The sequence below is a fragment of the Pseudomonas sp. GW821-FHT04D07 genome (assembly GCF_059420225.1).
Genome location: NZ_JBWKTH010000009.1, coordinates 1 through 24375 on the forward strand (window position 1 = coordinate 1; position 24375 = coordinate 24375).

Annotated in this window: 24 protein-coding genes and 1 tRNA gene; 15 read left to right on the forward strand and 10 right to left on the reverse strand. The window is 60.4% G+C overall.

The genetic code is table 11. From position 1 onward, the window contains the following. Positions 1–60 precede the first annotated feature (60 nt). Positions 61–840, reverse strand: a complete 780-nt coding sequence (locus AC07T0_RS13310) for a lactonase family protein (RefSeq protein ID WP_495001611.1) — start codon at positions 838–840, stop codon at positions 61–63. A gap of 525 nt (positions 841–1365) precedes the next feature. Between AC07T0_RS13310 and AC07T0_RS13315 the strand changes: the two genes are divergently transcribed. Then, positions 1366–1452 (forward strand) — tRNA-Leu (locus AC07T0_RS13315). A 187-nt stretch (positions 1453–1639) separates the two neighbouring features. On the opposite strand, the gene AC07T0_RS13320 is transcribed toward AC07T0_RS13315, so the two are convergent. The 3 genes from AC07T0_RS13320 to AC07T0_RS13330 are packed head-to-tail and all read right to left on the reverse strand — an operon-like array spanning position 1640 to position 4720. Beyond that, a complete protein-coding gene (locus AC07T0_RS13320) occupies positions 1640–3022 on the reverse strand; it encodes an LLM class flavin-dependent oxidoreductase (protein ID WP_495001612.1) in 1383 nt (460 codons plus the stop codon). Positions 3023–3056: 34 nt separating this feature from the next. Further along, a complete protein-coding gene (locus AC07T0_RS13325; RefSeq protein WP_495001613.1) occupies positions 3057–3902 on the reverse strand; it encodes an amino acid ABC transporter permease in 846 nt (281 codons plus the stop codon). Next, positions 3899–4720 (reverse strand): transporter substrate-binding domain-containing protein, encoded by an 822-nt coding sequence (locus AC07T0_RS13330; protein ID WP_495001614.1) that lies wholly within the window; start codon positions 4718–4720, stop codon positions 3899–3901. Before AC07T0_RS13330 ends, AC07T0_RS13325 begins: the two co-directional genes overlap by 4 nt. Positions 4721–4833: 113 nt before the next feature. Between AC07T0_RS13330 and AC07T0_RS13335 the strand changes: the two genes are divergently transcribed. Then, entirely contained in the window at positions 4834–4941 is a 108-nt protein-coding gene (locus tag AC07T0_RS13335) for a hypothetical protein (RefSeq protein WP_495001784.1), read from the forward strand. A 126-nt stretch (positions 4942–5067) separates the two neighbouring features. On the opposite strand, the gene AC07T0_RS13340 is transcribed toward AC07T0_RS13335, so the two are convergent. Genes AC07T0_RS13340 through AC07T0_RS13350 form a run of 3 tightly spaced genes read right to left on the reverse strand, consistent with a single transcriptional unit; the run spans position 5068 to position 8114 of the window. Next, positions 5068–5418, reverse strand: a complete 351-nt coding sequence (locus AC07T0_RS13340) for a RidA family protein (protein ID WP_495001615.1) — start codon at positions 5416–5418, stop codon at positions 5068–5070. A gap of 28 nt (positions 5419–5446) precedes the next feature. Further along, on the reverse strand, positions 5447–6691 hold the full coding sequence (locus AC07T0_RS13345; RefSeq protein ID WP_495001616.1) for an NAD(P)/FAD-dependent oxidoreductase: 1245 nt from the start codon (positions 6689–6691) through the stop codon (positions 5447–5449). A gap of 4 nt (positions 6692–6695) precedes the next feature. After that, complete coding sequence (locus AC07T0_RS13350) at positions 6696–8114, reverse strand: aminotransferase-like domain-containing protein (RefSeq protein ID WP_495001617.1); 1419 nt, start codon at positions 8112–8114, stop codon at positions 6696–6698. A gap of 443 nt (positions 8115–8557) precedes the next feature. On the opposite strand from AC07T0_RS13350, the gene AC07T0_RS13355 reads away from it, so the two are divergent. The 4 genes from AC07T0_RS13355 to AC07T0_RS13370 are packed head-to-tail and all read left to right on the forward strand — an operon-like array spanning position 8558 to position 11681. After that, entirely contained in the window at positions 8558–9523 is a 966-nt protein-coding gene (locus AC07T0_RS13355; RefSeq protein ID WP_495001618.1) for an ABC transporter substrate-binding protein, read from the forward strand. Between the two features lie 48 nt (positions 9524–9571). Further along, positions 9572–10348, forward strand: a complete 777-nt coding sequence (locus AC07T0_RS13360) for an amino acid ABC transporter ATP-binding protein (protein WP_495001619.1) — start codon at positions 9572–9574, stop codon at positions 10346–10348. A gap of 3 nt (positions 10349–10351) precedes the next feature. Continuing rightward, a complete protein-coding gene (locus AC07T0_RS13365; protein ID WP_495001620.1) occupies positions 10352–11032 on the forward strand; it encodes an amino acid ABC transporter permease in 681 nt (226 codons plus the stop codon). A 1-nt stretch (position 11033) separates the two neighbouring features. Next, the gene (locus AC07T0_RS13370) at positions 11034–11681 is read left to right on the forward strand and encodes an amino acid ABC transporter permease (RefSeq protein WP_495001621.1); all 648 of its coding nucleotides are present in this window, start codon (positions 11034–11036) and stop codon (positions 11679–11681) included. Between the two features lie 60 nt (positions 11682–11741). Here AC07T0_RS13370 and AC07T0_RS13375 read toward each other — a convergent pair whose 3' ends face one another. Beyond that, on the reverse strand, positions 11742–12656 hold the full coding sequence (locus AC07T0_RS13375) for a LysR family transcriptional regulator (protein ID WP_495001622.1): 915 nt from the start codon (positions 12654–12656) through the stop codon (positions 11742–11744). Between the two features lie 109 nt (positions 12657–12765). On the opposite strand from AC07T0_RS13375, the gene AC07T0_RS13380 reads away from it, so the two are divergent. From AC07T0_RS13380 to AC07T0_RS13395, 4 genes are all read left to right on the forward strand, one after another. Beyond that, complete coding sequence (locus AC07T0_RS13380; protein WP_495001623.1) at positions 12766–13578, forward strand: phytanoyl-CoA dioxygenase family protein; 813 nt, start codon at positions 12766–12768, stop codon at positions 13576–13578. 87 nt (positions 13579–13665) lie between these two features. Then, positions 13666–14634 carry an ABC transporter substrate-binding protein gene (locus AC07T0_RS13385; RefSeq protein ID WP_495001624.1) on the forward strand — a complete coding sequence of 323 codons (969 nt, stop codon included), beginning with the start codon at positions 13666–13668 and terminating at the stop codon, positions 14632–14634. 155 nt (positions 14635–14789) lie between these two features. Beyond that, positions 14790–15641, forward strand: coding sequence for an ABC transporter permease (locus AC07T0_RS13390; protein ID WP_495001625.1), 852 nt, complete (start codon positions 14790–14792; stop codon positions 15639–15641). After that, positions 15638–16468 (forward strand): quaternary amine ABC transporter ATP-binding protein, encoded by an 831-nt coding sequence (locus AC07T0_RS13395; RefSeq protein ID WP_495001626.1) that lies wholly within the window; start codon positions 15638–15640, stop codon positions 16466–16468. The genes AC07T0_RS13390 and AC07T0_RS13395 overlap by 4 nt, the downstream gene beginning before the upstream one ends. Positions 16469–16510: 42 nt before the next feature. Here AC07T0_RS13395 and AC07T0_RS13400 read toward each other — a convergent pair whose 3' ends face one another. Continuing rightward, positions 16511–17224, reverse strand: a complete 714-nt coding sequence (locus AC07T0_RS13400) for a cupin domain-containing protein (RefSeq protein ID WP_495001627.1) — start codon at positions 17222–17224, stop codon at positions 16511–16513. Between the two features lie 68 nt (positions 17225–17292). Further along, positions 17293–18150: a GNAT family N-acetyltransferase gene (locus AC07T0_RS13405; RefSeq protein WP_495001628.1), complete on the reverse strand. Its 858-nt coding sequence runs from the start codon at positions 18148–18150 to the stop codon at positions 17293–17295. 620 nt (positions 18151–18770) lie between these two features. Here AC07T0_RS13405 and AC07T0_RS13410 point away from each other — a divergent pair. The 5 genes from AC07T0_RS13410 (at position 18771) to AC07T0_RS13430 (ending at position 24375) form a co-directional block, all read left to right on the forward strand. Further along, on the forward strand, positions 18771–19439 hold the full coding sequence (locus AC07T0_RS13410; RefSeq protein ID WP_495001629.1) for a haloacid dehalogenase type II: 669 nt from the start codon (positions 18771–18773) through the stop codon (positions 19437–19439). Positions 19440–19492: 53 nt separating this feature from the next. Further along, on the forward strand, positions 19493–20767 hold the full coding sequence (locus AC07T0_RS13415) for an NAD(P)/FAD-dependent oxidoreductase (RefSeq protein ID WP_495001630.1): 1275 nt from the start codon (positions 19493–19495) through the stop codon (positions 20765–20767). Positions 20768–20859: 92 nt separating this feature from the next. Next, entirely contained in the window at positions 20860–22497 is a 1638-nt protein-coding gene (locus AC07T0_RS13420) for an ABC transporter substrate-binding protein (protein WP_495001631.1), read from the forward strand. A 49-nt stretch (positions 22498–22546) separates the two neighbouring features. Next, positions 22547–23503, forward strand: coding sequence for an ABC transporter permease (locus tag AC07T0_RS13425; RefSeq protein WP_495001632.1), 957 nt, complete (start codon positions 22547–22549; stop codon positions 23501–23503). Next, a complete protein-coding gene (locus tag AC07T0_RS13430) occupies positions 23500–24375 on the forward strand; it encodes an ABC transporter permease (protein WP_495001633.1) in 876 nt (291 codons plus the stop codon). Before AC07T0_RS13425 ends, AC07T0_RS13430 begins: the two co-directional genes overlap by 4 nt.

Consider the following 24375-nt stretch of genomic DNA (forward strand, 5'->3'; position numbering starts at 1 on the left):
TGCCACCGACCGTTTACGAGCGGGCGATGGTGTCAAAATTACCTATCGAGGTGTCCGGAATTAGTTGACCACTACACCGCGGACCAGCCCTGAGTCGGCGGGAATTGCATTGACTTCAGAGATCGCGCTCAGGCGTCCGCCCTTCGGGTCGATGGCAAAGGTGGTCACGGTGCCCGCCATTTCGCTGAGCAGGTAGAGGAAGCGGTTGTCAGAAGAAATCACCGGGTGGCGCGGGCCACTGCCCTTGGGCATATCGATATGGCCCAGTGGCGTGAGCTTGCCGCTGGCGGCGTCGAATTTGAACTCCAGGTACTGATCGGAACCCAGGTTGGCGGCGTACACGAAGCGGTTGGTCTTATCGACAATGATCGAGTGAGCGTTCGGGCCGGTCTTGATGACTTGTCGTACATCATCGGTCACGACACCCTTGGCATCGATCGCATTGACACTGATCAGATCCTCGCCGTAAGACGCACCGAACAGGTAGTGACCGGCCTTGTCCGTGGAGATGTAGGCCAGGCTGTCGGCAACGTTGGCGTTCTTCAGGTGATTGAGGGCACCGTTGGCGGGGTTGATGCTGTAGGTCGCCACCGAATAGGGTTTGGCCCGGATGGAGGCGTATAGCTTGCTGTGGTCGGGGCTCAGCGCCAGGGGCATGACGCCCGCTCCGGCCTCGGTGGTGGTCAGAGGCTGCAATTGCCCCTTTGCCGACAGCTCATAACTGCTGAGCGTGCCGTCGTTGGCATTGGAAACGTAGACATAGGTGTTGGCCCAGGTCAGTGGCGCGCTCGCCAACAGTGCGGCGCTGAGGAAGCCTTGCAGGGTTTTGGCTCGGTTCATTGAGGCGACTCTTTATTGTTGTTTTCATTGTCTGTTGTCGTACAACGAGGCTCGATTGTCAGGCGACGGTTCTTGCCTTGTCAATCCCGAAGTTGACAGGGGCAAGCAACATGCTTTCTGGGCAGACAGCAAAAAGCCCGCATGTGCGGGCTTCTTGGGATGGGGCCGGATCCTTCGGCTGGGATCTATTATGTCGACCGTTTATGATGGAATAATTACACGCTGATATCAATTTGATGCATATCTCCCGGAAATCCAATGACTTGGCCAGGCGGGAGGGTTCTTGAGGGGGGGGGGGCTTGGTTCGAGGTATGCCAGGTCAGAGGTGCTACCTGGCAATGCTTTGAAAATCAGATGGTTGCGAAATGTGTGTGGCGTGGGGAATTGGCGTCAGCAAACTTGCTTCGCCGGATGGGGATGTATATATTCGTCCCCTTGTCGCGCAGGCGCCAGGTTGGCTGGCAGGTTTTGAAGCCCTCTGGCTCGCAAAATAAGCCACTGCGTAGACCGCTTCACCGCGCTACCGCCCGAATGGCGAAACTGGTAGACGCATGGGACTTAAAATCCCCCGTTCGTAAGGACGTGCCGGTTCGATTCCGGCTTCGGGCACCATCTTGCATTCCATAGAGCGCTTACAGGTTCTCTGGAACTCCCAAAAAACCTGCCTTCTGGCGGGTTTTTTCGTTTTGGCGTTCCGTTGGGCTCTAGTCAGTTCTGCTGGAACCCAGTCGTTTTAAGAGGGAAATTAGGGGTACAGTAATCCGTTCGATGTACCCCTATGTCGCACGCCACTGCTCCGCTAGAGAGCTCTGTCGAAGCGGAACGAAGCACCATAAGCCGAATCAGGCAAGTGACTGCCGCCATCCTCCCTGAGCCTGGACCTGAAGGTCCCACTGGGTGGCTGGGTTCTGTAAAGGCCACGCTTGTGCAATTCGGGAATGATCAACTCCACGAAATCCTCGAGTGAGCCGGGACTGATCAGCGGATTGATCATGTAGCCGCTGGTACCGCAGAGGCGTGCATGCTCCTCGATCCGCTCAGCAACTTGTCGCGGGGTGCCGACCAGGATCAGGTCGCTGCCGCGGGTGACCTTGGCAAAACGCTGTTTTACGTCGCCTGCGGTCAAGGGTTTGCCACTGCCATCGGGGTGCATGACGTAGGACGTCAACCCTTCGGTATGCGTCGACAACGCATCACTGTCGGCATAGCGGCTGATATCGATGCCGGTGTCGCCCGCGTAACTGACCAGTTGCGCCTGAAGATGGTAGTTGCTTTGCAAAACGTCATACTTGCGCTTGGCTTCAATCTCGGTTTTGGCGGTGACAATCCGCAGCACGGTCAGGGACTTCACATCCTCGCGCTGACGGCCGCGCGCCTGAGCCTTGGCCCAAATGTCCTCCAGGCCCTGACGAATCTCATGGGGGTTGGATTTGGCGATGAAAATCAGCTCGGCATGTTTGGCCGCGAATTCACGACCACGACCCGACCAGCCGGCCTGGATCAACAGCGGTGTGCGTTGTGGCGACGGTGAGGTCAGATGCGGGCCGGCCACGCGATAGTGCTCGCCAGCGTGATTGATCGGCCGTACCCGGTCACCCCGGGCATACACCTGACGAACCTTGTCAGCCACCACGGCGTCGTTGGCCCAACTGCCTTCCCAGAGTTTGTACGCCACATCGAGAAACTCTTCGGCGCGTTCATAGCGGTCATCGTGTTTGATCATCTGTTCCAGGCCGAAATTACGGGCGGCGCTGGACAGGTAGGAGGTCACGATGTTCCAGCCCACACGGCCATTGGTCAGGTGATCCAAGGTGCTGAAGCGCCGGGCATGGGTGAAGGGGTGTTCGTAGCTGGTGGTGACCGTCACACCGAAGGCCAGATGCTCGGTGACCGCCGCCAGGGCGGGAATGATCATCAGCGGATCGTTGGCCGGCGCTTCCACAGCCCACTTCATCGCGGCGTCGGCATTGCCGCCAAAGACATCGTAGAAACCCAGCACATCGCCGAAGAACAACATGTCGAGGTTGGCCTGGTCGGCAATGCGCGCCAGGTTGGTCCAGTAGCCCAGGGAGTTGATGGCCAGGCGCTCGTCGGCCGGGTGGGTCCAGAGGCTTGGCGCACCGCCGCAGCCGACACTGGCTTGTTCGTAGAGGGCAAACAATAGAGGTTTTTGATCGGACATCTTCGTTCCTGAAAAAGTCGTTGAAGGGGCGGGCTCAGCGCTGGTTCTTGAACCCTTTGCCGTAATACCGCTCAAGGCGTACCTGTATCAGCTCCAGGCCGATGGAGAGCAGCCAATAGATGACGGCGGCGGTGGTGAGCATTTCGATATAGCGATAGGAAGAGCGGCCATACGACTGCGCCAGGAACATCACTTCCCAGACACCCATGACCGAAATCAGTGAGGAGTCCTTGAGCATGGAAATGAACTGGCTGGTGGTCGGCGGAATGATTGTGCGCATCGCTTGCGGTAGGACGACGTGCACAAAGGTCGCAGTGGGGCGCAAGCCCAGGGCGGCTGCGGCCTCTCGCTGACCGGGTGCCACGGCCATGATGCCCGCGCGAAAGATCTCGCTGAGGTAGGCGCCGTAGTTCAGCGAGAGGGCAATGATGCCCGCGCTGATTGCCCCGGGCACCACACCCAGTTGTGGCAGGCCCAGGTAGATCAGCAGTATCTGGATCAGCAGGGGTGTCCCGCGGAAAAACGAGGCGTAGAAACTGGCCACACCGAAGGCTACCGCGCTGGATGACAAGCGTGCCAACGCCGTCACGAAGCCCAGCAGTAGCGATAGCCAGATCGAACAGAAGCACAGGAACAGCGTCAGTGCGGCCCCCTGCAGAAAGCCGTTCGGTCCCAGGCGCAGGCCGACCAGGTTCGGCCATTTATCCAGAATGATCGAGAACTTCAGATCGAAGCTCATGAAAAACAGCACGCACAACCCAAGCATGATCGCCCAGGTCAGATACAGCCGGGCCCGGAAACTCAATAGAGGGTGCCAGCGACGCGGCTTGCTGTCGGTTGCCGAAGTCACGCTTGTCGGGTTTGGCTCAAAGGCTGTCATTGGCTGATATCGGCGCCGATCCACTTCTGCGAGATCTTGCTGAGTGTCCCGTCGGCTTTAAGCTGGGCAACAATCTGCGTGACCTTGGCATTCCATTGCGCATCGCCTTTTTCCACGGCCACGACGTTGGGCTCCGCATACAAGGTGTCGCCGGCAATTTTAAAGCGAGGGTCCTGGGCAATCCGTTCGCGGGCAGTGATGAGGTTGGTGACCATGGCGTCAAGGCGCACGCCGGTCCCCAGTGCAAGGTCCTGGAAGGCCACTGTTTCATTGTCGTAGGGCGCCACCTGGACCTGATCGAATGGATACTTCAGGGGTTTGTCCTCGGCCCCCTCGATCACCAGATCCTTGTTCAAATAGGCCTCGTAGGTGGAGGCGCTGATGACGCCGACTTTCTTGCCTGAGAGGTCCTTGCCTGAGGCGATGCCATTGTTCTTGGCGTTCACCACAATGACCGCTGGCGACTGGTAATACTCCACCGGGAAATCAAACACTTCGGCGCGGGCCTTGCTCGGGGTCATCGAGCAGACGCAGATGTCATAGCGTCCGCTCCAGTGGCCTGCCGCGATCACATCCCAGGAGGGTGTTTCCAGATGCAGCTTCACCCCAAGGCGCTGTGCCACGGCCTTGGCGACATCGACGTCAAAACCATCCAGTTGGTTTTGATCGTTCAGGAAGGAGAAGGGCGGGTAGCTTTCCATCAACACACCGACGAGTTCGCCTTTTTTTGTCACTCGATCGAGGGTGGAACCGGCGAGTGCTACGGAGCAGGTCGCAAGCAGAGCGAGACCCAGTGGTAGAAGGACTGTTTTTTTCAAAGGCGAGTACTCCGGCAGTTATTTAAAAAGACGTTTATAGATTTAAACGTACTATTAAATAAATTAAAACTGCACAAATGGAATAACAGGCTTGTGTCGGGCTATATCGTGAAATCGAATGGTGGCTGCGTCACGTTTCGGTCAGAAGTGTGAGGCCGGACAAGTTGAATCAGCTGCGCCATGCCCGTTACCTGAAAGACCTTGAAGGGCTGAAGGTGTGAATGGACGGGCATCGCAAACTCCTCGCGCCGCAGTTCATCGCCGTGCTCATGCAATAACCAGCAGATTAGGGACGAGGCGAACTGGGGGGCAATCCTATCGGGTTATGCACCGGGATCGCAGATTGATCAGGCCCGGGCGGCGCAGACGATAATTTCCACCAACAGCCGCGGATCCGCCAGTTTCGCCTCGCCACAGGCGCGCGCTGGGGCGTGGCCTGCCGGTACCCAGGCATCCCACACGGCGTTCATCGCTTCGAAGTCGGCCATGTCGGCCAGCCAAATGGTTGTCTGCAGTAGCTGTTCCCTGCTCGAGCCGGCTTCCTCCAGCAGGGCATCTACCCGCGCCAGCGCCACGCGGGTCTGCTCGGCGACAGTGTGCAGGGGGTCGCCGACTTGTCCGGCCAGGTACAGGGTGTTGCCGTGGATAACGATCTGGCTCATGCGTGGGTTGGTGTGTTTGCGTTCGATTGTTCGCATCAATTGATCTCCTGTGAAAGGGTGTGGCTCAGAAACGTTGCACGGAAAAACTGTCCAGCCATTGGGGCGTCTTGCCGGCGATGCAGTCGGCGACCAATTGACCGGTCGCACCGGCCAGGGTCAGACCCAGGTGCTGATGGCCGAAGGCGTAAATCAGCCGGGGTTCGTTCGGTGATGGGCCAATGACCGGTAACGAATCGGGCAAGGACGGCCGGAAGCCGAGCCATTTGCGCGCGACCGGTTGGCTCAGGCCCAGGACTTGGCGCACGTGGCGTTCCAGATAGTCAAAACGCCTTGGGTTGGCCGGGTCTTCGATCGAGCCGAGCTCCACCGTGCCCGCTACCCTCAGCCGTCCGGCCATTGGGGTCATATAGAACGCACTTTCCACCGGGCAGCAGGGACGGTTGAGCAAGGTGTCTTGCAGGTCAAATTCGATGTGATAACCGCGCTCGGTATCCAGCGGAATGTGATCGCCGACCTGGCGTGCCAGCGCCGCGGACCAGGCGCCGCCACACAGCACCACCCGGTCGGCGCGATAAGACTGGCCTTCGGCGCTGAGCAGATGCAGGCCATCGCTGTGCCTTTGCAGGCCAGTAATCGTTGCCTGGTGCAACGCTCCTTCCGCCACCAGCGGTGCCGCCAGCGCTTCGATGAAGGCGCGCGGGTCATCCATATGGGACGACTCGGGAAACAGAATGCCGGCCACCGATTTACCCGCCAGCGCCGGTTCCAGTTGTTCGACCTCTGTGGCGTTCAGTACCTGCTGTGCGATACCCAGGGAGCGACGTAATTCGATGGCGGCCTGAGCGCCGGCAAAACCTTGCGCAGTGCCGTAGGCATAGAGGCAGCCGTTGTGACGCAGGTGCTGATCGGCCTCGGGGCAGTCAGCCAGCAACGGCGCATAACCGCTGTAGGTGTGTTGCAGTATTTTGCTCAGGGCCAGGGTGTTGGCTTCACAGCGCGAGGCACGACATTCATTGAGAAACCGCAACAGCCAGGGCATCAACCGGGGCAGGCGGGCCCAGTTGATGACGAAGGGTGAGTCCGGCGAAAACAGCAGCGACGGAATGGCCTTCAGCAACGCTGGCTGGGCAATGGGCATCACGCCGTAGGGCGCAAGGGTGCCGGCATTACCGTAAGACGCCCCGCAGGCAACCGCGTCGCGTTCCAGCAACAATACCTGGTAACCCTGGCGGCGTAGCCAGAGTGCGGTCGCAACCCCGACAACCCCCGCACCGATAACGGCAATTTCGCAACGAACTGGCTGTGTCATATCCTCAGATCCGGTTGTGCATGTAGAGATGACCCTGGCGCGCCAGTTGGCTGATAACCCCCAGGGCTTTGACCAGATGCTCGCGCGACAGGGCGGCGGAGATATTGATGCGCACGGCTTGCGGCGACAGTTCCGGACGCAGGGTGAAGGCCCCGCCGGCCAGCAGCACCACGCCGCGGTCCTGGCACAGGCGGGCGAAACGCGAGCCGGTCCAGGGTTCCGGCAGCACCAGCCAGGCATGGGTACCGGTGGCGCTGTGCTGGAATTCCAGGCCTTCAAGATGAGTGGCCAGCAGTGCTTGGCGGATCCGCAATTCTTCGCGTTGTTCCGAGACCAGGTGTTCGGCGTGGCCATCCTCGATCAACTGAGTCGCGATCAGTGCCGTCAGTGGCGAGGTGCTCCAGCAATCGATGCGTTGCATGGCGGCAATGTCTTGCACCAGCGGTTGGGGCGCCATGACAAACCCCATGCGTAACCCGGGGGCGATGCATTTGGACAGGGCTGAAATATAAATCGTCCGCTCCGGCATCAGTGAGGCGAATGAGGGCGGCGATTGATCCAGCAGAGGCCGATAGACATCGTCCTCGATCACCAGCAGGTTGGTTTCGCGAATCACTGCGGCCAGAGCCTCGCGGCGCTCGGCATCAAGGGTAATGGCGGTCGGGTTATGGATCGACGGCACCAGAAACAGCAGCCGTGGTTGATGTTCGGCGCAGGCCAGGCGCAAGGCTTCGGGTGACATGCCGCGGGCGTCGGCGTCGACCCCGACCAGAATCAGCCCCAAGGAACGGCACAGGGCGTTGATGCCTTGATAGGTCACGCTGTCAGCCAGCACGGTGTCACCGCTGTTGGTCAGGCTGCGCAAGGTATTGGCGATGCCATGTTGGGCCCCCTCGACGATCAGCATCTGCCCGGCTTCGGCGTGTACGCCGGTGTGGCGCAACCACTGCGCCGCGGCTTCACGGGCCCAGAGCGGGCCTTCGGACGGGTGATAGTCCTTCATGTCGGTAAAGCGCGGGTCGCTGGAGAGACGCGGCAGTAACTGCGCCAGCACCCGGTTGAAACCATCGGTGGCCGGCCGGTTGACGCTGAGGTCCACGGTGCCCGGGTCGTTGCTCGGTGCCGACTGGAACTGCGCGGCCGGATGCCGTGGCAGGGCAACTTGTGTGCCGCGCCCCGGTCGGCTTTCGACCAGGCCTTTCTGCTGCAGCACGGCCATGGCCTTGGTCACCGTGGTGATGTTCACCCCCAGTGCGCTGGCGAACTCGCGATGCGGCGGCAGGCGCTCGCCCGGCTTGAGCTTGCCGTTGCCGATCGCTTCAGCCAGTGAGTCGGCCAGTTGGGCGTAAAGGGTTTCCGCTTTGTCACGCTGCAAGGCAGCGCTTGCCTTGAGTTCGTCCAGCAGTTGTTCGAATTGACTCATGGTGCTTTATCCCTGCTTGTCATGCTTGCTGCAAGACAATAAGCAAATTTGTATTGCTTTTTATCTGATACAAGTCCTGTTGACAAGCGAAAAAACCGTGATTAGTGTGTGAGTTGTAATGCTTGTCATGCATCACAATAAAAAAGATGGCTGTCATCCCAGCTCTGCGGGGTACGCACATGGCAATCGACACGTTCTAACCGGACTCGTCCCGGCAGCCACCGGCTGTTCAGCTCGTTCGTGGGCGGCACAGAGTATGCCGGAGGCCGGGGCGCGGCGCGACTGAGTCGCGAAATGTGGCGGTTGGCACGGCTGCCCTATGCTGTGGTGAGAGTGATCGCGGGTGTTTTGGGTGATGAGACCCAGGATGATCGAGCCATGGACGGCGCCTGAGTTGTACGGCTTGTAATGGTCCAGAACAATCATTAACCAATAGGTGATCTATGTCCGACTTCAAATTCGACACCCGGGGACTCTCTCGGCGTGGGCTGCTCAAAGCCACTGGCTATGGTTCGCTGGCGGCGTTGGTGGGCACTGCGATGGGCCCGATGTCCTTCGCCTTCGCCGCCGGCAAACCGATCAAGACCGTGCGCCCTGGCTACCTGACGGCGGCCTGCCTCGGTGATATGCCCTTGGGCGCGTTGCGCGAAGGTGTTCCGGTCGGCACCGACCTGGAGTTGCTGAAGATCATTGCCGATCGCCTGGAACTCAAGCTCGACGTACTGACCATGGGCTTCCCGGCGGTGGTCGAAGCCGTCAGGTCGGGACGTGCCGACTGGTTCGGCGGCAACTTCGCCTGGAACCCGATGCGCTCGAAGATCCTGCTATTGACCGACCCGGTGTTCTACACCGGTGCCTACGTGATCATGCGTGACAGCGAGCCGTTCGAGACGTCCATCACGGTGAACGATGTCAAAGGTCGCACCATCGGTGCCATTACTGGCTATTTCACCATCCCGGACATGAAGAAAATCGACGGTGTGAAAGAGGTCAAACTCTACGACAACACCGACTCCTGCCTGCGTGACGTGCGGGCCGGGCGCCTGGATTTTGCCGTGCTGGATGCTCCGACCATCGACTATATGATCCTTCAGGACCCCAGCCTCAAGCTCAAACAGATCCCCATGTCCTACGATGAAAAATTCCCCAGCCTGACCGCCAAGTTCGAGGCGATCTGGGGCGTTCATCCGCAGAACCAGGATTTGTTCGATGGCGTGAACCAGGGCCTGCGCTGGCTCAAGAGTACCGATCAGATCCAGCCGATCCTCGCCAAGTACGGGATCAAGAACCCGGACTACCTCGCGCCTCCGGCCAAGGATCCGCGCATCGGTGTGGATCGGGACGAAAAGGGCAACCTCATCGGGCCGTTCGAACACCCGCCGCGGGATTTCAGCCAGTCCTTCGCCTGAATCGACGTCGCGATCACGCTTGGCCTCATCCACTCACGGACATTGCACATGGCTGAATCAACCCCACTGGTGCGGATCGAGGGACTCTACAAGTCCTTCGGTAGCCTGGACGTTCTCAAAGGTATCGACCTCGATGTACAGCAGGGTCAGAAGATCTCGCTGATCGGACCCAGCGGGTCGGGCAAGACCACCTTGCTGCGCTGCGTCAACTACCTCGAAGAGCCGACCAAAGGTGATATTTACATCGATAACGAACTGATCGGCCAGCGGCTGGTGGGCACACGGAAAGTGCCCATGAGTGATAAGGAGCTGGCGCGGATGCGCACCGAGATCGGTATGGTGTTCCAGCGCTTCAACCTGTTTCCGCACCTCTCGGTACTGGAAAACATCATCCTCGGCCCGCTCAAGGTGCAACAGCGCAGTCGCGCGGAAGCGGTGGAGCTGGCCGAAGACCTGCTGAACAAGGTGGGCATGTTCGCCAAGCGTGACGTCTACCCGGAACAGCTCTCGGGTGGGCAACAGCAGCGCATCGCTATCGCCCGGGCGCTGGCGATGCGCCCCAAGCTGATGCTGTTCGACGAGGCGACTTCGGCGCTGGACCCGGAACTGGTGGGTGAAGTGCTGACCGTCATGCGCAAGCTGGCGGAGGAGGGCATGACGATGATTATCGTGACCCACGAAATGCATTTCGCCGAAAGTGTCTCCGATCAGGTGATCTTCATGGCCGACGGTAACATTGTCGAGCAGGGGCCGCCCCGACAGATCTTTCGTGAGAGCCAGGTCGAACGCACCCGTTCCTTTATCCGTGCCGTGCAGGAGCACTGATCGATGTTCGATTCGACTGCACTGCACAAAGCCATCGAGATGCTGCCGTACTTTTTGAATGTGCTGGGCATCGGCGCGCTGACCACTGTTGGCTTGACTACCGCTGCGTTCGTCGTGGCGACGTTGCTGGGGTTTTGCCTGGCGTTGATGCGGCTCTCGCGCAGCCGTGTGTTGAGTTTGATTGCGAGCGTGTATCTGGAGGTGTTTCGCAACATACCGATCCTGACCCAGCTGTTCATCCTCTACTTCGGGCTGACGTATATCGGCATCACGCTGCCGGCGATCGGTGCGGCAATCATCGGCTTTGGTCTGAACGGTGCGGCGATCCTGTCGGAAGTGTTCCGTTCAAGCATCCGCACGATCGACCGCGGGCAAAGCGAGGCGGCGTTTTCCATCGGTATGACCCGCTCCCTGGCGATGCGCATCATCGTGTTGCCCCAGGCGTTCAAGGTGGCCATTCCGGGGATGGCCAACTTCGCCATCGGCCTGCTCAAGGACACGTCCCTGGCATCGGCGGCGGCGGTGCCGGAGCTGACGTTCAAGGCACGGATGCTGGTCAGTGAAACCTACCAGACCAATCAGATCTACTTTCTGCTGGCGATCATCTACCTGGTGTTGAGCCTGGTGCTTTCCCACTGGGCGGCGCGGACCGAACGGCGACTCAAAGTCGTGAAGGAGAATTGATATGGGTTATGGCGAGTTGTGGGAAGCAACCCATGTCGAGTTATTGGCTGCGGCCTGGGCCACGCTGCAGTTGGCGTTCGGCGCGCTGGTCATTGGTTTGATCGTCGGGCTGCTGGTGGCGCTGGCGCGACTCTCGGGCAATCGGCCATTGCGCCGTGCGGCGCTGATCTACATCGAGGTGTTTCGCGGCACCCCGGCGCTGGTGCAACTGTTCATCGTCTACTTCAGCCTGACCGAAGTCGGCGTTCAATTCAGCTCTTTCCAGGCGGCCATGATCGGCCTGGGGCTGAATGCGGCGGCTTATCTGTCGGAGATTTACCGTTCGGGTCTGGAGGCGGTGCCCAAGGGGCAGGTGGAAGCGGCGAAGGCGATTGGTATGCCTCATCTCAAGGTGTTGCGCTGGGTCGTGTTGCCCCAGGCCATTCGTATCGTGCTGGCGCCCATCGGCAACGTGGCGATCTCGTTGTTGAAGGACACGTCCGTGGCATCGCTGATCGCGGCGCCGGATTTGATGCTGCGGGCTCAGGACTTGAGTAGCGTGTACTTCATGCCGCTGGAGATCTACATCCTCGTGGGGGCGATTTATTTTGCGCTGTGTTATCCGCTCTCGCTGGGGGTGCGCTTACTGGAGCGCAAGACCCGGCATTGAACCCATGGCTCGTCCGGGTTTTACCCGCACGAGCAGCGCTGGATGCGCCCCGCGCAATCGTCAATTTGACGCAAACGGTAGTCGTTCCGCGAACCAGGCCAGCGCTTGCATCTTGAACGCCTCGGCAGGTGGCGTTAAAGGGTAGCGCTGATCATAGGCCAGGACGATGCGCTGGGCCGGTAGCTCTTCGCGTATGGGGCGACAGACCAGGGGCTGACCATCGTAGCTACGGTCGCCATAGGGGCGGGTATAGGTCAGCGCCACACCGAACCCGTTGGCCACCAGGCTGCGTTGAAATTCGAAGCTGTGGGTCCGTTGTACGCTTGCGGGGGCGAGACCGTGGAAGCTGAATAGATCCAGCACGTGCTGCCAGCTATGGATCTGATCCGTCACCACCAGGTTGCATTCGCTCAGTGCCGCCAGACTGACACGAGGCTCGTTCGCCAGCGGGTGATCGGCCGGCAGCAGGGCATGGGCGGTCAACTGGCACAGCTCCACGCATTCCATGTTGGCCGGCAACCCGAGGTCGTACGTCAGCGCCAACTCCAGGGCGCCTTCGGCAAGGCGCTTGCCCAGATATTCGAAGCCGCCTTCGCGCATATCGACGGTGACCCGGGGATAGTCGCGCTGGAGGTGTCTCAGGATCTGCGGCAGGCAGTACGGAGCCAGGTCCGCGTAACAACCCAGCACCAGTTCCCCGGCAAAGTCACTGCTATCGCTCCCGATATCCGAAAAGCTCCGCGCTTCGGCCAGGACGCGTTTTGCCTGGGTCATCACCGTGCGCCCAAACGGGGTAAGGGACACGCCGAGACCGCGCTGGCGAACAAACAGGGGCTGGCCGAAAAGGACCTCCAGTTCGGTAATGGCCGTGGAGATCGAGGGCTGGGAAACGTGCAACTCTTCGGCAGCCTGAGTGAGATTGTTGTGCTTGGCCGCGGCGAGCGCGTAACGGAGTTGCCGTAGGGTGAACTTCATAAGTTTTTCTTTGGTGATACATCAATACTTATTATTTTATCATTGTTGTGTGTCGTGAAATATTTGTCCAGCGCCCACATTTATTTCCTCCTTCAAGGAGTTTCAGGTCATGGCACACAGCGCATTCACCCTTGGCGAAACAGATATCGAGGCGTTCCAGCGCGATGGAGCGATTTGTCTACGCGGTATTTTCACTGATTGGATCGAGACGATTGCCGCCGGTATTGAGCGCAACCTGACGGAGCCAGGCGTTTATGCCAGCCGCTACGTGGAGAAGGATGACAAGCCGGGCGGTTTTTTTGATGACTATTGCAACTGGCAGCGGATTCCAGAGTTTCGTGCAACGGTGGAACAGTCACCTGCCGCCGCCGTTGCCGCGGCCGTCATGCGTTCGCGTTCGGCGCAGTTCTTCCATGATCATGTGCTGGTCAAGGAACCGGGGGCGCAGAAAGCCACGCCCTGGCATCAAGACATCCCCTATTACTTTGTCGAAGGACAGCAGAGCGTCAGTTTCTGGATCCCCGTGGACCCGGTACGCGAGTCGACACTGCGTCTGCTTGCCGGCTCACACCGTTGGGAGAAAGGGATAAAACCCGTCCACTGGGCCGATCAAAGCGATTTTTACCGGGATGCGGACGGATACCGCGATGCGCCCGATCCAGATAAGGAAGAGGGCCTGCAGGTCCTCGAGTGGGAGATGCAGCCCGGCGATGCGGTGTTGTTCGATTTTCGCACCGTGCATGGCGCCAGGGGCAATGCCTCGGCGCAGCGCCGACGGGTGCTGTCGCTGCGCTGGTTGGGCGACGATATACGTTACTTCGAGCGTCCAGGACGGACCTCTCCACCGTATCCAGGGCATGCGATGCAGACCGGTCAGAGACTGCGCGAAGATTGGTTCCCGACGATACATCAAGGAGTTTGAGCTTCACCTTGATGACAGCCGTTCGCCACTGAGGTGGCGAACACTTGCACTGCCATAACCTTGTTCACTGTGTTGGAGCGTGCGCTTGTGAAAATCAAAAAAAACCTTACCGCCACACTGATTTCCCTCGGCCTGTTGGCCGGTAGTGCTGCGAGCCAGGCCGCCAGTTGGTGCGAGTCGGGTAAACCGGTGAAATTCGCCGGGCTCAATTGGGAGAGCGGCATGTTGCTCACCGAGGTGCTGCAGATCGTGCTCAAGGACGGTTATGGCTGTGCAATCGACACCTTGCCGGGTAACTCCATCACCATGGAAAACGCCCTGAGCAGCAACGATATTCAAGTCCTGGCCGAGGAATGGGTCGGTCGCAGCGACGTCTGGAACAAAGCGGCGAAAAGCGGCAAGGTCCTGGGTGTCGGCGCCCCGATCGTTGGCGCCACCGAAGGTTGGTACGTGCCGCGTTATGTGGTCGAAGGCGATGCCAAGCGCAACCTCAAGTCCAAGGCCCCCGAGCTGAAGAACATCGCCGATCTGAGCCGCTACGCCGGACTGTTCAAGGATCCGGAGGAGCCGAGCAAGGGCCGTTTCTATAACTGCCCGGCCGGCTGGACCTGCGAGCTGGAAAATAGCGAGATGCTGAAAAGTTACGGGCTCGAAGCGAGCTACACGAATTTCCGTCCGGGTACCGGCCCGGCACTGGATGCCGCCGTACTGTCGAGCTACAAGCGTGGCGAGCCGATCCTCTTCTACTACTGGTCGCCGACGCCGTTGATGGGGCAAGTCGATCTGGTCAAGCTGGAAGAGAAGCCGGGTATCGATAAAAAGATCAGTATCCAGGTGGGGCTTTCCAAGGCTTTCCATGAGCAGGCGCCAGAACTGGTTGCGGTGCTGGAGAAGGTCAATCTGCCGATCGACCTGCTGAACCAGAACCTGGCCCGGATGACCAAGGAGCATATCGACTCTCCCAAACTGGCGAGGATCTTCTTCAAGGAGCACCCTGAGGTCTGGCAGGCCTGGGTCAGCGCTGACGCTGCGAAGAAAATCAACGCGGCTCTGTAGCTCGACGACCTCCCGGCTATCCGAGAGGCTGGCCGGGAAGTTCGCCGGCGCCGGCGTAAACGGCCTGCGCGACGATCATGCAGCGTTAAAAACTGGCTGATCGCCGCTCGGCTCGTTTTCGCTCGGACCCTACAACCACTTGATCGAGGGTTCCAATGTTTCCCGAGCGTTTCACATTTTCCATCGCCGACTGGGTCAACAGTTGGGTCGATGCACTGGTGACCCATTACGGTGATGTGTTCCGCCAGATCTCCGACACCCTGCTATGGGCCATCGTCAATCTGGAAGGCCTGCTGCGTCTGGCGCCCTGGTGGCTGATGCTGGCTATTGTCGGCGGTATCGCCTGGCACGCCACTCGCAAGTGGGTGACCACCCTGGTGATCGTCGGCCTGTTGTTCCTGGTCGGCGCGGTCGGCCTGTGGGACAAGCTGATGCAGACCCTGGCGCTGATGCTGGTGGCGACCCTGATCTCGGTGCTGATCGGGATTCCGCTGGGCATTCTTTCGGCGCGCAGCAATCGCCTGCGTTCGGTGCTGATGCCGCTGCTGGACATCATGCAGACCATGCCCAGCTTCGTGTACCTGATTCCGGTGCTGATGCTGTTCGGCCTGGGCAAGGTCCCGGCGATCTTCGCCACGGTGATCTACGCGGCGCCGCCGTTGATCCGTCTGACCGACCTGGGCATTCGCCAGGTCGACGGCGAGGTGATGGAAGCGATCAACGCCTTTGGCGCCAACCGCTGGCAGCAACTGTTCGGCGTGCAACTGCCGCTGGCCCTGCCGAGCATCATGGCCGGGATCAACCAGACCACCATGATGGCGCTGTCGATGGTGGTGGTTGCCTCGATGATCGGTGCCCGTGGCTTGGGCGAAGACGTGCTGGTTGGGATTCAAACCCTCAACGTCGGACGCGGCCTGGAAGCCGGCCTGGCGATCGTGATTCTCGCGGTGGTGATCGACCGCATCACCCAGGCCTATGGTCGATCACGGCATGAGGTGAGCAAATGAGCATGACACCGATGAACAAGATCGAAGTCAAGAACGTCTTCAAGATCTATGGTGCCCGCACTGAAGATGCACTGAACCTGATTCGCCAGGGCAAGACCAAGGATCAGGTCCTGGCCGAAACCAGCTGCGTGATCGGGGTCAACGACCTGTCACTGAGCGTTGGTACCGGCGAGATCTTCGTGATCATGGGTCTGTCGGGGTCCGGCAAGTCGACCCTGGTGCGGCATTTCAACCGCCTGATCGACCCGACCAGCGGCGCGATCCTGGTGGATGGCGTGGACATCCTCCAGTACGACATGGAGGCGTTGCGCGAGTTTCGTCGGCACAAGATCAGCATGGTGTTCCAGAGCTTTGGCCTGTTGCCCCACAAGAGCGTGCAGGAAAACGTCGCCTACGCTCTCAAGGTCCGTGGCGAAAGCAAGGAAGTCTGCGCCGAGCGCGCCTTGCACTGGATCAATACCGTGGGCCTGAAGGGTTACGAGGACAAGTACCCACACCAGCTGTCGGGCGGTATGCGCCAGCGAGTCGGTCTGGCCCGGGCCTTGGCGGCGGACACCGACATCATCCTGATGGATGAAGCCTTCAGCGCCCTTGATCCGCTGATCCGCGCCGAGATGCAGGATCAGTTGCTGGAGCTGCAGAAGACGCTGCACAAGACCATCGTGTTTATCACCCATGACCTGGATGAAGCGGTACGGATCGGCAATCGCATCGCGATTCTCAAGGATGGCAAGTTGATCCAGGTCGGCACGCCGAAGGAGATTTTGCATGCGCCGGCGGATGAGTATGTGGATCGGTTTGTCCAGCGGCGCGTGGTCACTTTGTAAGGGGCTGGCCAGGCGCAGCGGAATCGGCGTTGCGCCACGGGTTTATTTCACCGCGTAGAACTTGCGCACGTAGCCGGTGCTTTTCCAGGCGCATGACGCGCCTTGTGGTACGAACACCGTGTCACCGGTGTTGACCGTCAGGCGTGTACCTTCGGGTCCCAGCAGGATGACGCTGCCTTCAATCAGGTGCATCAGCTCATTGAGTTTGTGCGCTCGACCCTGGCGTTCGTAAGGTGTCGAGTCCCAGACGCCGACGCGCAGGTCGCTGCTGGCGTCTTCGAAGGCATTAGCTGACCGACACTGCGGGGTGGGCCCGATCAGTATGTGCGGTTCCGGGGCGGCCGAGGGGGAGAGCAGCGCTTGCGGGTCCAGCGCTGTCAGTCCTGGTGTCGGTTCGGCCGTGGGGTCGATGACGGCACAGAATGCCCAGCGAGTATCGGGCTGTGCCAGGAGCCGGAGTGTTGTACCGCGTCCGATCACGGCGCTCGCGCCGATACCCAGTTTCAGCGTCTGGCCTTGGGATTGCAGCACGACGTTGCCGGCGTGGACCACGATCATTTCAGTGTGCGGGAACACATCGATATCGAGTGCCTGGCCAGTGCTCACAATCCCCGCGCAGATACCGTCGGTCCCGGTATAGGCAACCTGACGATGTTCCCCGAATGGATCGGCGGCGCTCAAGCGGGTCGCATTGAAAGACGTGGTGACACGGCTGCCGTCGGCGCGAGCCAAGAGCAGAACAGTAGCTTGAGACATGTGGGTGACGCTCCCTGGGAATGGGCCTTTGAGGGGATTGGATGGCACTTCTTCTTCGTGCGCGGTGCTCAACCAATGGCTTGGGTGACCAGTGCGAACTGTCGGAAGCCATCGGCTGCTTGCGGCGGTGTGCCCCGCGCCATTTGTGCCACGGTGTCGACCTGCTTGAGACCGGCCGATACCAGCCACTCGCTCAAGCCACTGTCCGCTGGAATGTCGATGCGTACGAATGCGTCCGGCACTTGGGCCAGTAACGCGGCGATCAGGTGTTTGGCTTGTTCGGGATTTTCTGCGACTACCGGGCCGATGCAACGACCACGACCAAATGGGCGTAGCAGGGCGAAAGCGTGCAACTGGCCGTCGCGCTCGATACCCACTGAATGCTCGACCACATCCTGTAGGTCCATGAGTACGGTTTTGCGCTCCAGCCCGCTGGCTGCGTTGGCCAGAGCCAGTTGACGAGTCCGGTCGGCCTCGTGTAGCGGGCGACAGACTTCACCATCGGCCAATGGCTCGGGGGCGGGCGCATGGGCTTGACCTTGATGCTGCTGAATCCGGCCGAACTCGATAAAGCCCTGACTTGTGTAAAGCGGCGCGCCGGCCAAGGTGGCGTTCAGCATCGGGGTGCGTGACTGACAGGCGTTGAGCATCCGCTCCATCAACTGACGACCGATACCCTGGCCCTGGTAGTCGTCGCTGACGATCACCAGGCCGATGGTGGCGAACTCGCCTTGCGGACAGGCGAATGCCGTGCCGATCAGACGCTCGCCATCCAGGACCACGAAGCCGTCGCTGATGCGTTGCAACATGGCCCAGTCATCCAGGCGATGGGGCCACTTCAGTTGCACGGACAAGGCATGGGCCGAGGGCAGATCGGCAGCCGTCATCGGCCGATAGACATAAGCAGTTGGTTGCGGGGCGGACATGGCGAGTCTCCGTTAAGCCGTGTGCACGAGCGCCCGGAATCACGGCGCGAGGGTGCCTGTATCCCATCTGCGTGAAGGCCTGACAAGGGGGGCTGGAACATTCGGCAGATTGCGAACGCCCAAGGCTCACAGACCACACTTACTACTTAATTGCCGCGCAAGGTCGGCAGCAAATGCTTGCGCTTTTTTTCTACGATGCAGGCCTGGGTTTACAACTCGCCGTCCATTTTGTGGAGTGCTCCGTGGATTGCCGGCTAATCGGCTCGCCTCAAAAACGCTCAAATGCACCCTTGAACGGGCGCTTCCCCAGGGAGGCGCCCGTTTTCGTTCGGCTCGGCGCAGGTTCTGCGGTGGTTCAGTGCGCATTGAAGCTTCATAGGGCTATAAAGGTCCATAAGCGCGCATAAATACGGGGTTTGCCCAAGGCTGGAGCGGCCCGCAAAGTCTGCTGAGGGGAGGCGCTAAAACGGTGGTTTGTATCGAGCAGAGGTCACTTTTAACGCCATCTGCTGATTTCACGGTGTTGTAATGACGGTGTGCTGCAGCGTTGCACCACGGCTCCTGAAACGGAGCGAATGCTTGTCACGCCATGACCTCAACGAACTTCAGGACCGCACTCAATGAGCTTTCTTCGTCCCAAATTCATTACGTTCGACTGCTACGGTACGCTGACCAATTTCCACATGGGAACGATGACTCGCGAGCTGTTCGCCGATCGTGTCGTGCCCGAGCAGATGGATCAGTTCGTCAAGGACTTCTCCGCCTATCGTCTGGACCAGGTCATGGGTGACTGGATGCCGTATGACGAAATCCTCAAGACCGCCCTGGCGCGGACCTGCAAGCGTTGGGGCATCGAATACCGGGACGAAGGTCAGCTGTATTACGACGCGGTGCCGACCTGGGGTCCGCACCCGGATGTACCGGCCGGCCTGTCGAAAATCGCCGATAAAATCCCCCTGGTGATTTTCTCCAACGCCAGCGACAGCCAGATCATGTCCAACGTCGACAAGCTCGGCGCACCGTTTCATAAAGTCTTTACCGCCGAACAGGCACAGGCCTACAAGCCGCGTCTGGCGGCGTTCGAGTACATGCTCGACCACCTCAACTGCGGCCCGGAGGACATCTTGCATGTGTCGTCGAGCTTCCGCTACGACCTGATGCCGGCCCACGACATGAAGATCAGGAACAAGGCCTTCGTCGCCCGTGGCCACGAAGTGCCGGCCAATGCCTTCTACGGCTACCAGCAGATCAGCGACATCGGTGGGCTGGCCGCGCTGGTCGGTCTCTGAGTCGTAACGGCATTCTTTTTGGCACAGGCGGTTTTGGCATAGGCGGATCAGACATGGGCAGTGAATCCTACTGGCTCGACACCGCACCGGCGTTTACCGGTGCACAGCTCGGCGCGTTGCCCGGGCAGGTCGACGTGGCCATTATCGGTGGCGGTTTCACCGGCCTGGCGGCGGCTCGGGCGCTGGCCTTGCAGGGCGCCAGTGTGGTGGTGCTGGAAGCCGGTCGGGTGATCGGTGAAGCCTCGGGTCGCAACGGTGGTCAGTGCAATACCGGCGTGGCCCAGGATTACGCGAGCCTGAGCGCCAGTCTCGGGGCCGACCGGGCGCGGGCCTATTACAAAGCCTACGAGAGTGCCGTGCAAAGCGTGGTTGCGCTGGTGGAGCAGGAGCAGATTGCCTGCGACCTCAAGCGTAACGGCAAGCTCAAGTTGGCCGCCAAGCCGATGCATTACGAGGGCCTGGCACGGACCTGTGAGCTGATTCGTCGGGAAGTCGATGCCGATGTCGAGCTGCTGTCTGCCGAGCAGATTCGCGCTGAAGTCGACTCGGCCCAGTTCCACGGTGGCTTGCTGCAGCGCAACGGCGTGCAGATGCATGTCGGGCGCTTTGGTGTCGGTCTGGCCGAGGCCGCCGTACGCCATGGCGCGTTGGTCTATCAGGACACGCCGGTGACGGATTGGAACGCCCGGGCCGGCGGCTATCAGGTCAACACCGCCAAGGGCTCGCTGCACGCCGGGCAAGTGCTGCTGGCGACTGGCGCCTGTCAGCACGGCGGGTTGGGCTGGTATCGGCGGCGGATCGTGCCGGTGGGCAGTTTCGTGATCGCCACCGAGGTCCTGCCCCAGGCCCTGATCGAGCAGTTGCTGCCCGGTCGGCGAGCGTATGTGACCAGTCGCATGATCGGTAACTACTTCCGCCTGACCCCGGACAACCGCCTGCTGTTTGGCGGCCGTGCGCGGTTTGCGATGTCCGACAGTGTCTCCGATGCCAAGAGCGGCAAGGTGTTGCGAGCCGCGATGGTGCAGATGTTCCCGTCGTTGGCCAACGTCAAGATCGACTACTGCTGGGGCGGGTTGGTCGATATGACGTCCGACCGGCTGCCGCGTGCCGGCCAGCATGGCGGGGTTTATCACTCCATGGGCTACAGCGGCCATGGGGTGCAGATGTCGGTGCACATGGGCCAGGTCATGGCCGAGGTGATGGCCGGCAAGGTCGAGGCCAATCCCTGGCGCGAACTCGACTGGCCGGCGATTCCCGGGCATTTCGGCAAACCCTGGTTCCTGCCGCTGGTAGGTGCTTATTACCGGCTCCAGGACTATTTGCATTGAGTTGAAGTTGTGGCGTCACCGTCGTTTGCGTTTCAAGACGCTCCGGACAACCGCGAGCATGAGCCTTCTCATTATCGACAGGTACAGCTTAAATGACTGACAAAAAGATCGACTCCAACCTCATCTCCGGCCAGGAAAGCCTGAGGGTATTCGAAGGCCTCAATCGCGGCATGTCGCGCCGCAGTGCCTTGCAGATGCTCGGTGTGGCCGGGGTGGCCGCCGTCGGCACCGGCAGCCTGTTCAGCGCCGCCGGCAAGCTGTTTGCCGATGACGCCGCGAGCCCCGGCAAAGGTAAGCCGGGCGGTCGGATTCGCGTCGCCGGTATGTCCAGTTCCACCGCCGATACCCTGGACCCGGCCAAGGGGGCGCTGTCCACCGACTACGCGCGCCACTATATGTTCTACAACGGCCTGACCCGTTTCGACAGCCATCTGGTGCCGCAACTGGAGCTGGCAGAACGCATCGACAACGTCGATGCCACGCTGTGGACCATCACCCTGCGCAAGGACGTGACCTTCCATAACGGCAAAACCCTGAGTGCCGCCGACGTGGTGTTCTCGCTGTCGCGGCACAAGGATCCGTTGACCGGCTCCAAGGTCATGCCGCTGATGGAACAGTTCGCCGAGATCAAGGCTACCGGCGCCAACGAAGTACAGATCCGTCTGAGCGCGCCCAACGCCGAGCTGCCGTCGATTCTGGCGGTGTCGCATCTGCTGATCGTTCCGGAGGGCACCACCGACTTCAATCAAGGCATTGGTACCGGGCCGTTCAAGGTCAAGGAGTTCAAACCGGGCGTACGTTCGGTGGCGGCGCGCAATACCGGCTACTGGAAACCGGGCCTGCCTTACCTGGACGAGATCGAGTTCATCGCCATTGCCGACGAGCCGTCGCGGGTCAACGCGCTGCTGTCGGGTGACGTGCACATGATCAACGAGGTCAACCCGCGATCCACCACGCGAATCAAGGCCAGCGCCACCCACCGTGTCGTGGATGCGCCGTCGGGCAACTACACTGACTTGATCATCCGCCAGGACCAGATGCCCGGCAAAAGCGCGGAATTCACCCAGGCGATGAAGTACCTGATGGACCGCGAGCAGATCAAATCCGCCGTGTTCCGTGGCTTTGCAGTGGTCGGTAACGACCATCCGATTGCCCCCGGTTCGCGCTACTACAACGCTGACCTGCCGCAGACCGTCTACGACCCGGAAAAAGCCAAGTTTCTGTTGAAGAAGGCCGGTATGGACAGCATCAGCATGCCCCTGGTGGCCTCGCCGGCGGCGACCGGTTCGGTGGACATCGCCGTACTGTTGCAGCAATCGGCGAAACAGGCCGGACTCAAGCTCGACGTCAACCGTCTGCCGAGTGATGGCTACTGGTCCAACCACTGGATGAAACACCCGTTGAGCTTCGGCAACATCAACCCGCGGCCGAACGCTGACGTGATGTTTTCGCAGTTCTTCCAGTCGAGCGCGCCGTGGAACGAATCCGCCTGGAAGAACGAGCAGTTCGACCAGTTGCTGATGCTCGCCCGCGCTGAAACCGACGATGCCAAGCGCAGCAAGATGTACGCCGACATGCAGACCCTGGCGCACGACCACTGCGGTATCGGCATTCCGGTGTTCATCAGCAACATCGATGCCGTCGACCAGCGTGTCAAAGGCTATGGCAGTAACCCGTTGGGCGGTTTCATGGGCTACATGTTCGCCGAGCAGGTCTGGCTGGACGCTTGATGGGCTGCCCCGGGGTTTTGCCCGCGTTGCATTGCAGGAGGAGAGGGCGATGAATAGCAACACACTGTGGCTGATCGGCCGGCGTCTGGGCGCCGCGATCGTGACCTTGTTGATCGTCTCCATGGTGGTGTTCGCCATCACGGCGGTACTGCCGGGAGACGCGGCGCAACAGGCGCTGGGGCAGTTTGCCACGCCGGAACAGGTGGCGGCCTTGCGCCTGAAACTGGGGCTGGATCAGCCGGGTGTGTTGCGTTACCTGCACTGGTTGATAAGCCTGCTCAGCGGCGACATGGGGCAGTCCGTTTCCAACGCCATGCCGGTCAGCGACTTGATGGCCGGGCGGGTTCCCAACACCTTGATGCTGGCGGCCGCCACGGCGCTGGTGTCCGTGCCGGTGGCCCTGGTTCTGGGCATCGGTTCGGCCATGGGCCGGGGCGGCCGCATCGACAGCGCCCTCAGCTTTGTCACCCTGGCGATGGTGGCCGTGCCGGAGTTTCTGGTGGCGACCCTGGCGGTGCTGATTTTCGCGGTGAACCTGGGCTGGCTGTCGGCACTGTCCTATGCCAGTGACATCACCTCACCCCTGCAATTCCTGCGCACTTACGCCTTGCCGGTGATGACGCTGTGCTGCGTGATCGTCGCGCAAATGGCACGCATGACCCGAGCCGCGGTGATCGATCAACTGGATAGTCCTTATGTGGAAATGGCCCGGCTCAAAGGCGTGAGTCCGATGCGCATTGTGCTGTGGCATGCCTTGCCCAATGCCATCGGGCCGATTGCCAATGCCATCGCCCTGAGCCTGTCCTATCTGTTGGGCGGGGTGGTGATTGTCGAGACGATTTTCAACTACCCCGGCATCGCCAGCCTGATGGTCGATGCCGTGACCAACCGTGACATGGCGCTGGTCCAGGCCTGCACCATGCTGTTTTGTACGGCGTACCTGGGGTTGGTGCTGATTGCCGATCTGTGCGCGATTCTGTCCAATCCGAGGCTGAGAAACCAATGAACAATTTCATTGTTAAATCGACGCCGGGTACCCCCGACCTGTCGGCTGGCAAGGTGTCTCATGGTCCGGCCTGGCTGGGTTTGATTGGCGCCGCGATGTGCGTTATCTGGTTGCTGGTGGCGATTTTCGGCCCGTGGCTGGCGCCGCACCCGGTGGGTGAAGTGGTCTCCGATAATGTCTTTGACAGCATCAGCGCTGTTTACCCGTTCGGCACCGACTACCTGGGCCGCGACATGCTCAGCCGTGTTCTGGTCGGCGCGCGTTTCACTGTCGGCCTGGCGTTGATTGCCGCGGTATTGGCCAGTGGCCTGGGCACCGGTTGCGCGTTGCTGTCGGTGGTGTCGCCCAAGTGGCTGGACGAAGTGATCAGTCGCTTGATGGACGCCTTTATCTCGATCCCGAGCAAGATGCTGGCGCTGATCATGGTGTCAGCGTTCGGCTCCTCGGTCACGTTGCTGATCTGCACCGCGGTGCTGAGTTTCTGTCCCGGCGCCTTCCGCATCGCCCGCAGCATGGCGGTGAACATTGAAGCGTTGGAGTACGTGCAGGTCGCCCGTACCCGTGGCGAGCGCCGACTGTACATCGCTTGCGTGGAAATCCTGCCGAACATGCTCAACCCGGTGCTGACCGACCTGGGGCTGCGTTTCGGTTACATCGTGTTGTTGCTCAGTGGCATGAGCTTCCTGGGGCTGGGTGTGCAACCGCCGGATGCAGACCTCGGATCCCTGGTGCGGGAAAACATCGGCGGCCTCAACCAGGGCGCGCCGGCCATCGTGATTCCGGCCCTGGCCATCGGCACCCTGACCATTGGCGTGAATCTGTTTATCGACAGACTGTCGTCCCGACGTAGTCGCCGTACGGGAGGTCATTGA

Bases quoted from the DNA above. Each gene is read 5' to 3' on its own strand.
- AC07T0_RS13430 (WP_495001633.1), top strand. From the start codon at position 23,500: ATGAACAATTTCATTGTTAAATCGACGCCGGGTACCCCCGACCTGTCG.
- AC07T0_RS13420 (WP_495001631.1), top strand. From the start codon at position 20,860: ATGACTGACAAAAAGATCGACTCCAACCTCATCTCCGGCCAGGAAAGC.
- AC07T0_RS13320 (WP_495001612.1), bottom strand. From the start codon at position 3,022: ATGTCCGATCAAAAACCTCTATTGTTTGCCCTCTACGAACAAGCCAGT.
- AC07T0_RS13415 (WP_495001630.1), top strand. From the start codon at position 19,493: ATGGGCAGTGAATCCTACTGGCTCGACACCGCACCGGCGTTTACCGGT.
- AC07T0_RS13340 (WP_495001615.1), bottom strand. From the start codon at position 5,418: ATGCGAACAATCGAACGCAAACACACCAACCCACGCATGAGCCAGATC.
- AC07T0_RS13345 (WP_495001616.1), bottom strand. From the start codon at position 6,691: ATGACACAGCCAGTTCGTTGCGAAATTGCCGTTATCGGTGCGGGGGTT.
- AC07T0_RS13375 (WP_495001622.1), bottom strand. From the start codon at position 12,656: ATGAAGTTCACCCTACGGCAACTCCGTTACGCGCTCGCCGCGGCCAAG.
- AC07T0_RS13395 (WP_495001626.1), top strand. From the start codon at position 15,638: ATGAGCATGACACCGATGAACAAGATCGAAGTCAAGAACGTCTTCAAG.
- AC07T0_RS13390 (WP_495001625.1), top strand. From the start codon at position 14,790: ATGTTTCCCGAGCGTTTCACATTTTCCATCGCCGACTGGGTCAACAGT.
- AC07T0_RS13425 (WP_495001632.1), top strand. From the start codon at position 22,547: ATGAATAGCAACACACTGTGGCTGATCGGCCGGCGTCTGGGCGCCGCG.
- AC07T0_RS13350 (WP_495001617.1), bottom strand. From the start codon at position 8,114: ATGAGTCAATTCGAACAACTGCTGGACGAACTCAAGGCAAGCGCTGCC.
- AC07T0_RS13410 (WP_495001629.1), top strand. From the start codon at position 18,771: ATGAGCTTTCTTCGTCCCAAATTCATTACGTTCGACTGCTACGGTACG.
- AC07T0_RS13355 (WP_495001618.1), top strand. From the start codon at position 8,558: ATGTCCGACTTCAAATTCGACACCCGGGGACTCTCTCGGCGTGGGCTG.
- AC07T0_RS13400 (WP_495001627.1), bottom strand. From the start codon at position 17,224: ATGTCTCAAGCTACTGTTCTGCTCTTGGCTCGCGCCGACGGCAGCCGT.
- AC07T0_RS13370 (WP_495001621.1), top strand. From the start codon at position 11,034: ATGGGTTATGGCGAGTTGTGGGAAGCAACCCATGTCGAGTTATTGGCT.
- AC07T0_RS13325 (WP_495001613.1), bottom strand. From the start codon at position 3,902: ATGACAGCCTTTGAGCCAAACCCGACAAGCGTGACTTCGGCAACCGAC.
- AC07T0_RS13360 (WP_495001619.1), top strand. From the start codon at position 9,572: ATGGCTGAATCAACCCCACTGGTGCGGATCGAGGGACTCTACAAGTCC.
- AC07T0_RS13380 (WP_495001623.1), top strand. From the start codon at position 12,766: ATGGCACACAGCGCATTCACCCTTGGCGAAACAGATATCGAGGCGTTC.
- AC07T0_RS13310 (WP_495001611.1), bottom strand. From the start codon at position 840: ATGAACCGAGCCAAAACCCTGCAAGGCTTCCTCAGCGCCGCACTGTTG.
- AC07T0_RS13365 (WP_495001620.1), top strand. From the start codon at position 10,352: ATGTTCGATTCGACTGCACTGCACAAAGCCATCGAGATGCTGCCGTAC.
- AC07T0_RS13405 (WP_495001628.1), bottom strand. From the start codon at position 18,150: ATGTCCGCCCCGCAACCAACTGCTTATGTCTATCGGCCGATGACGGCT.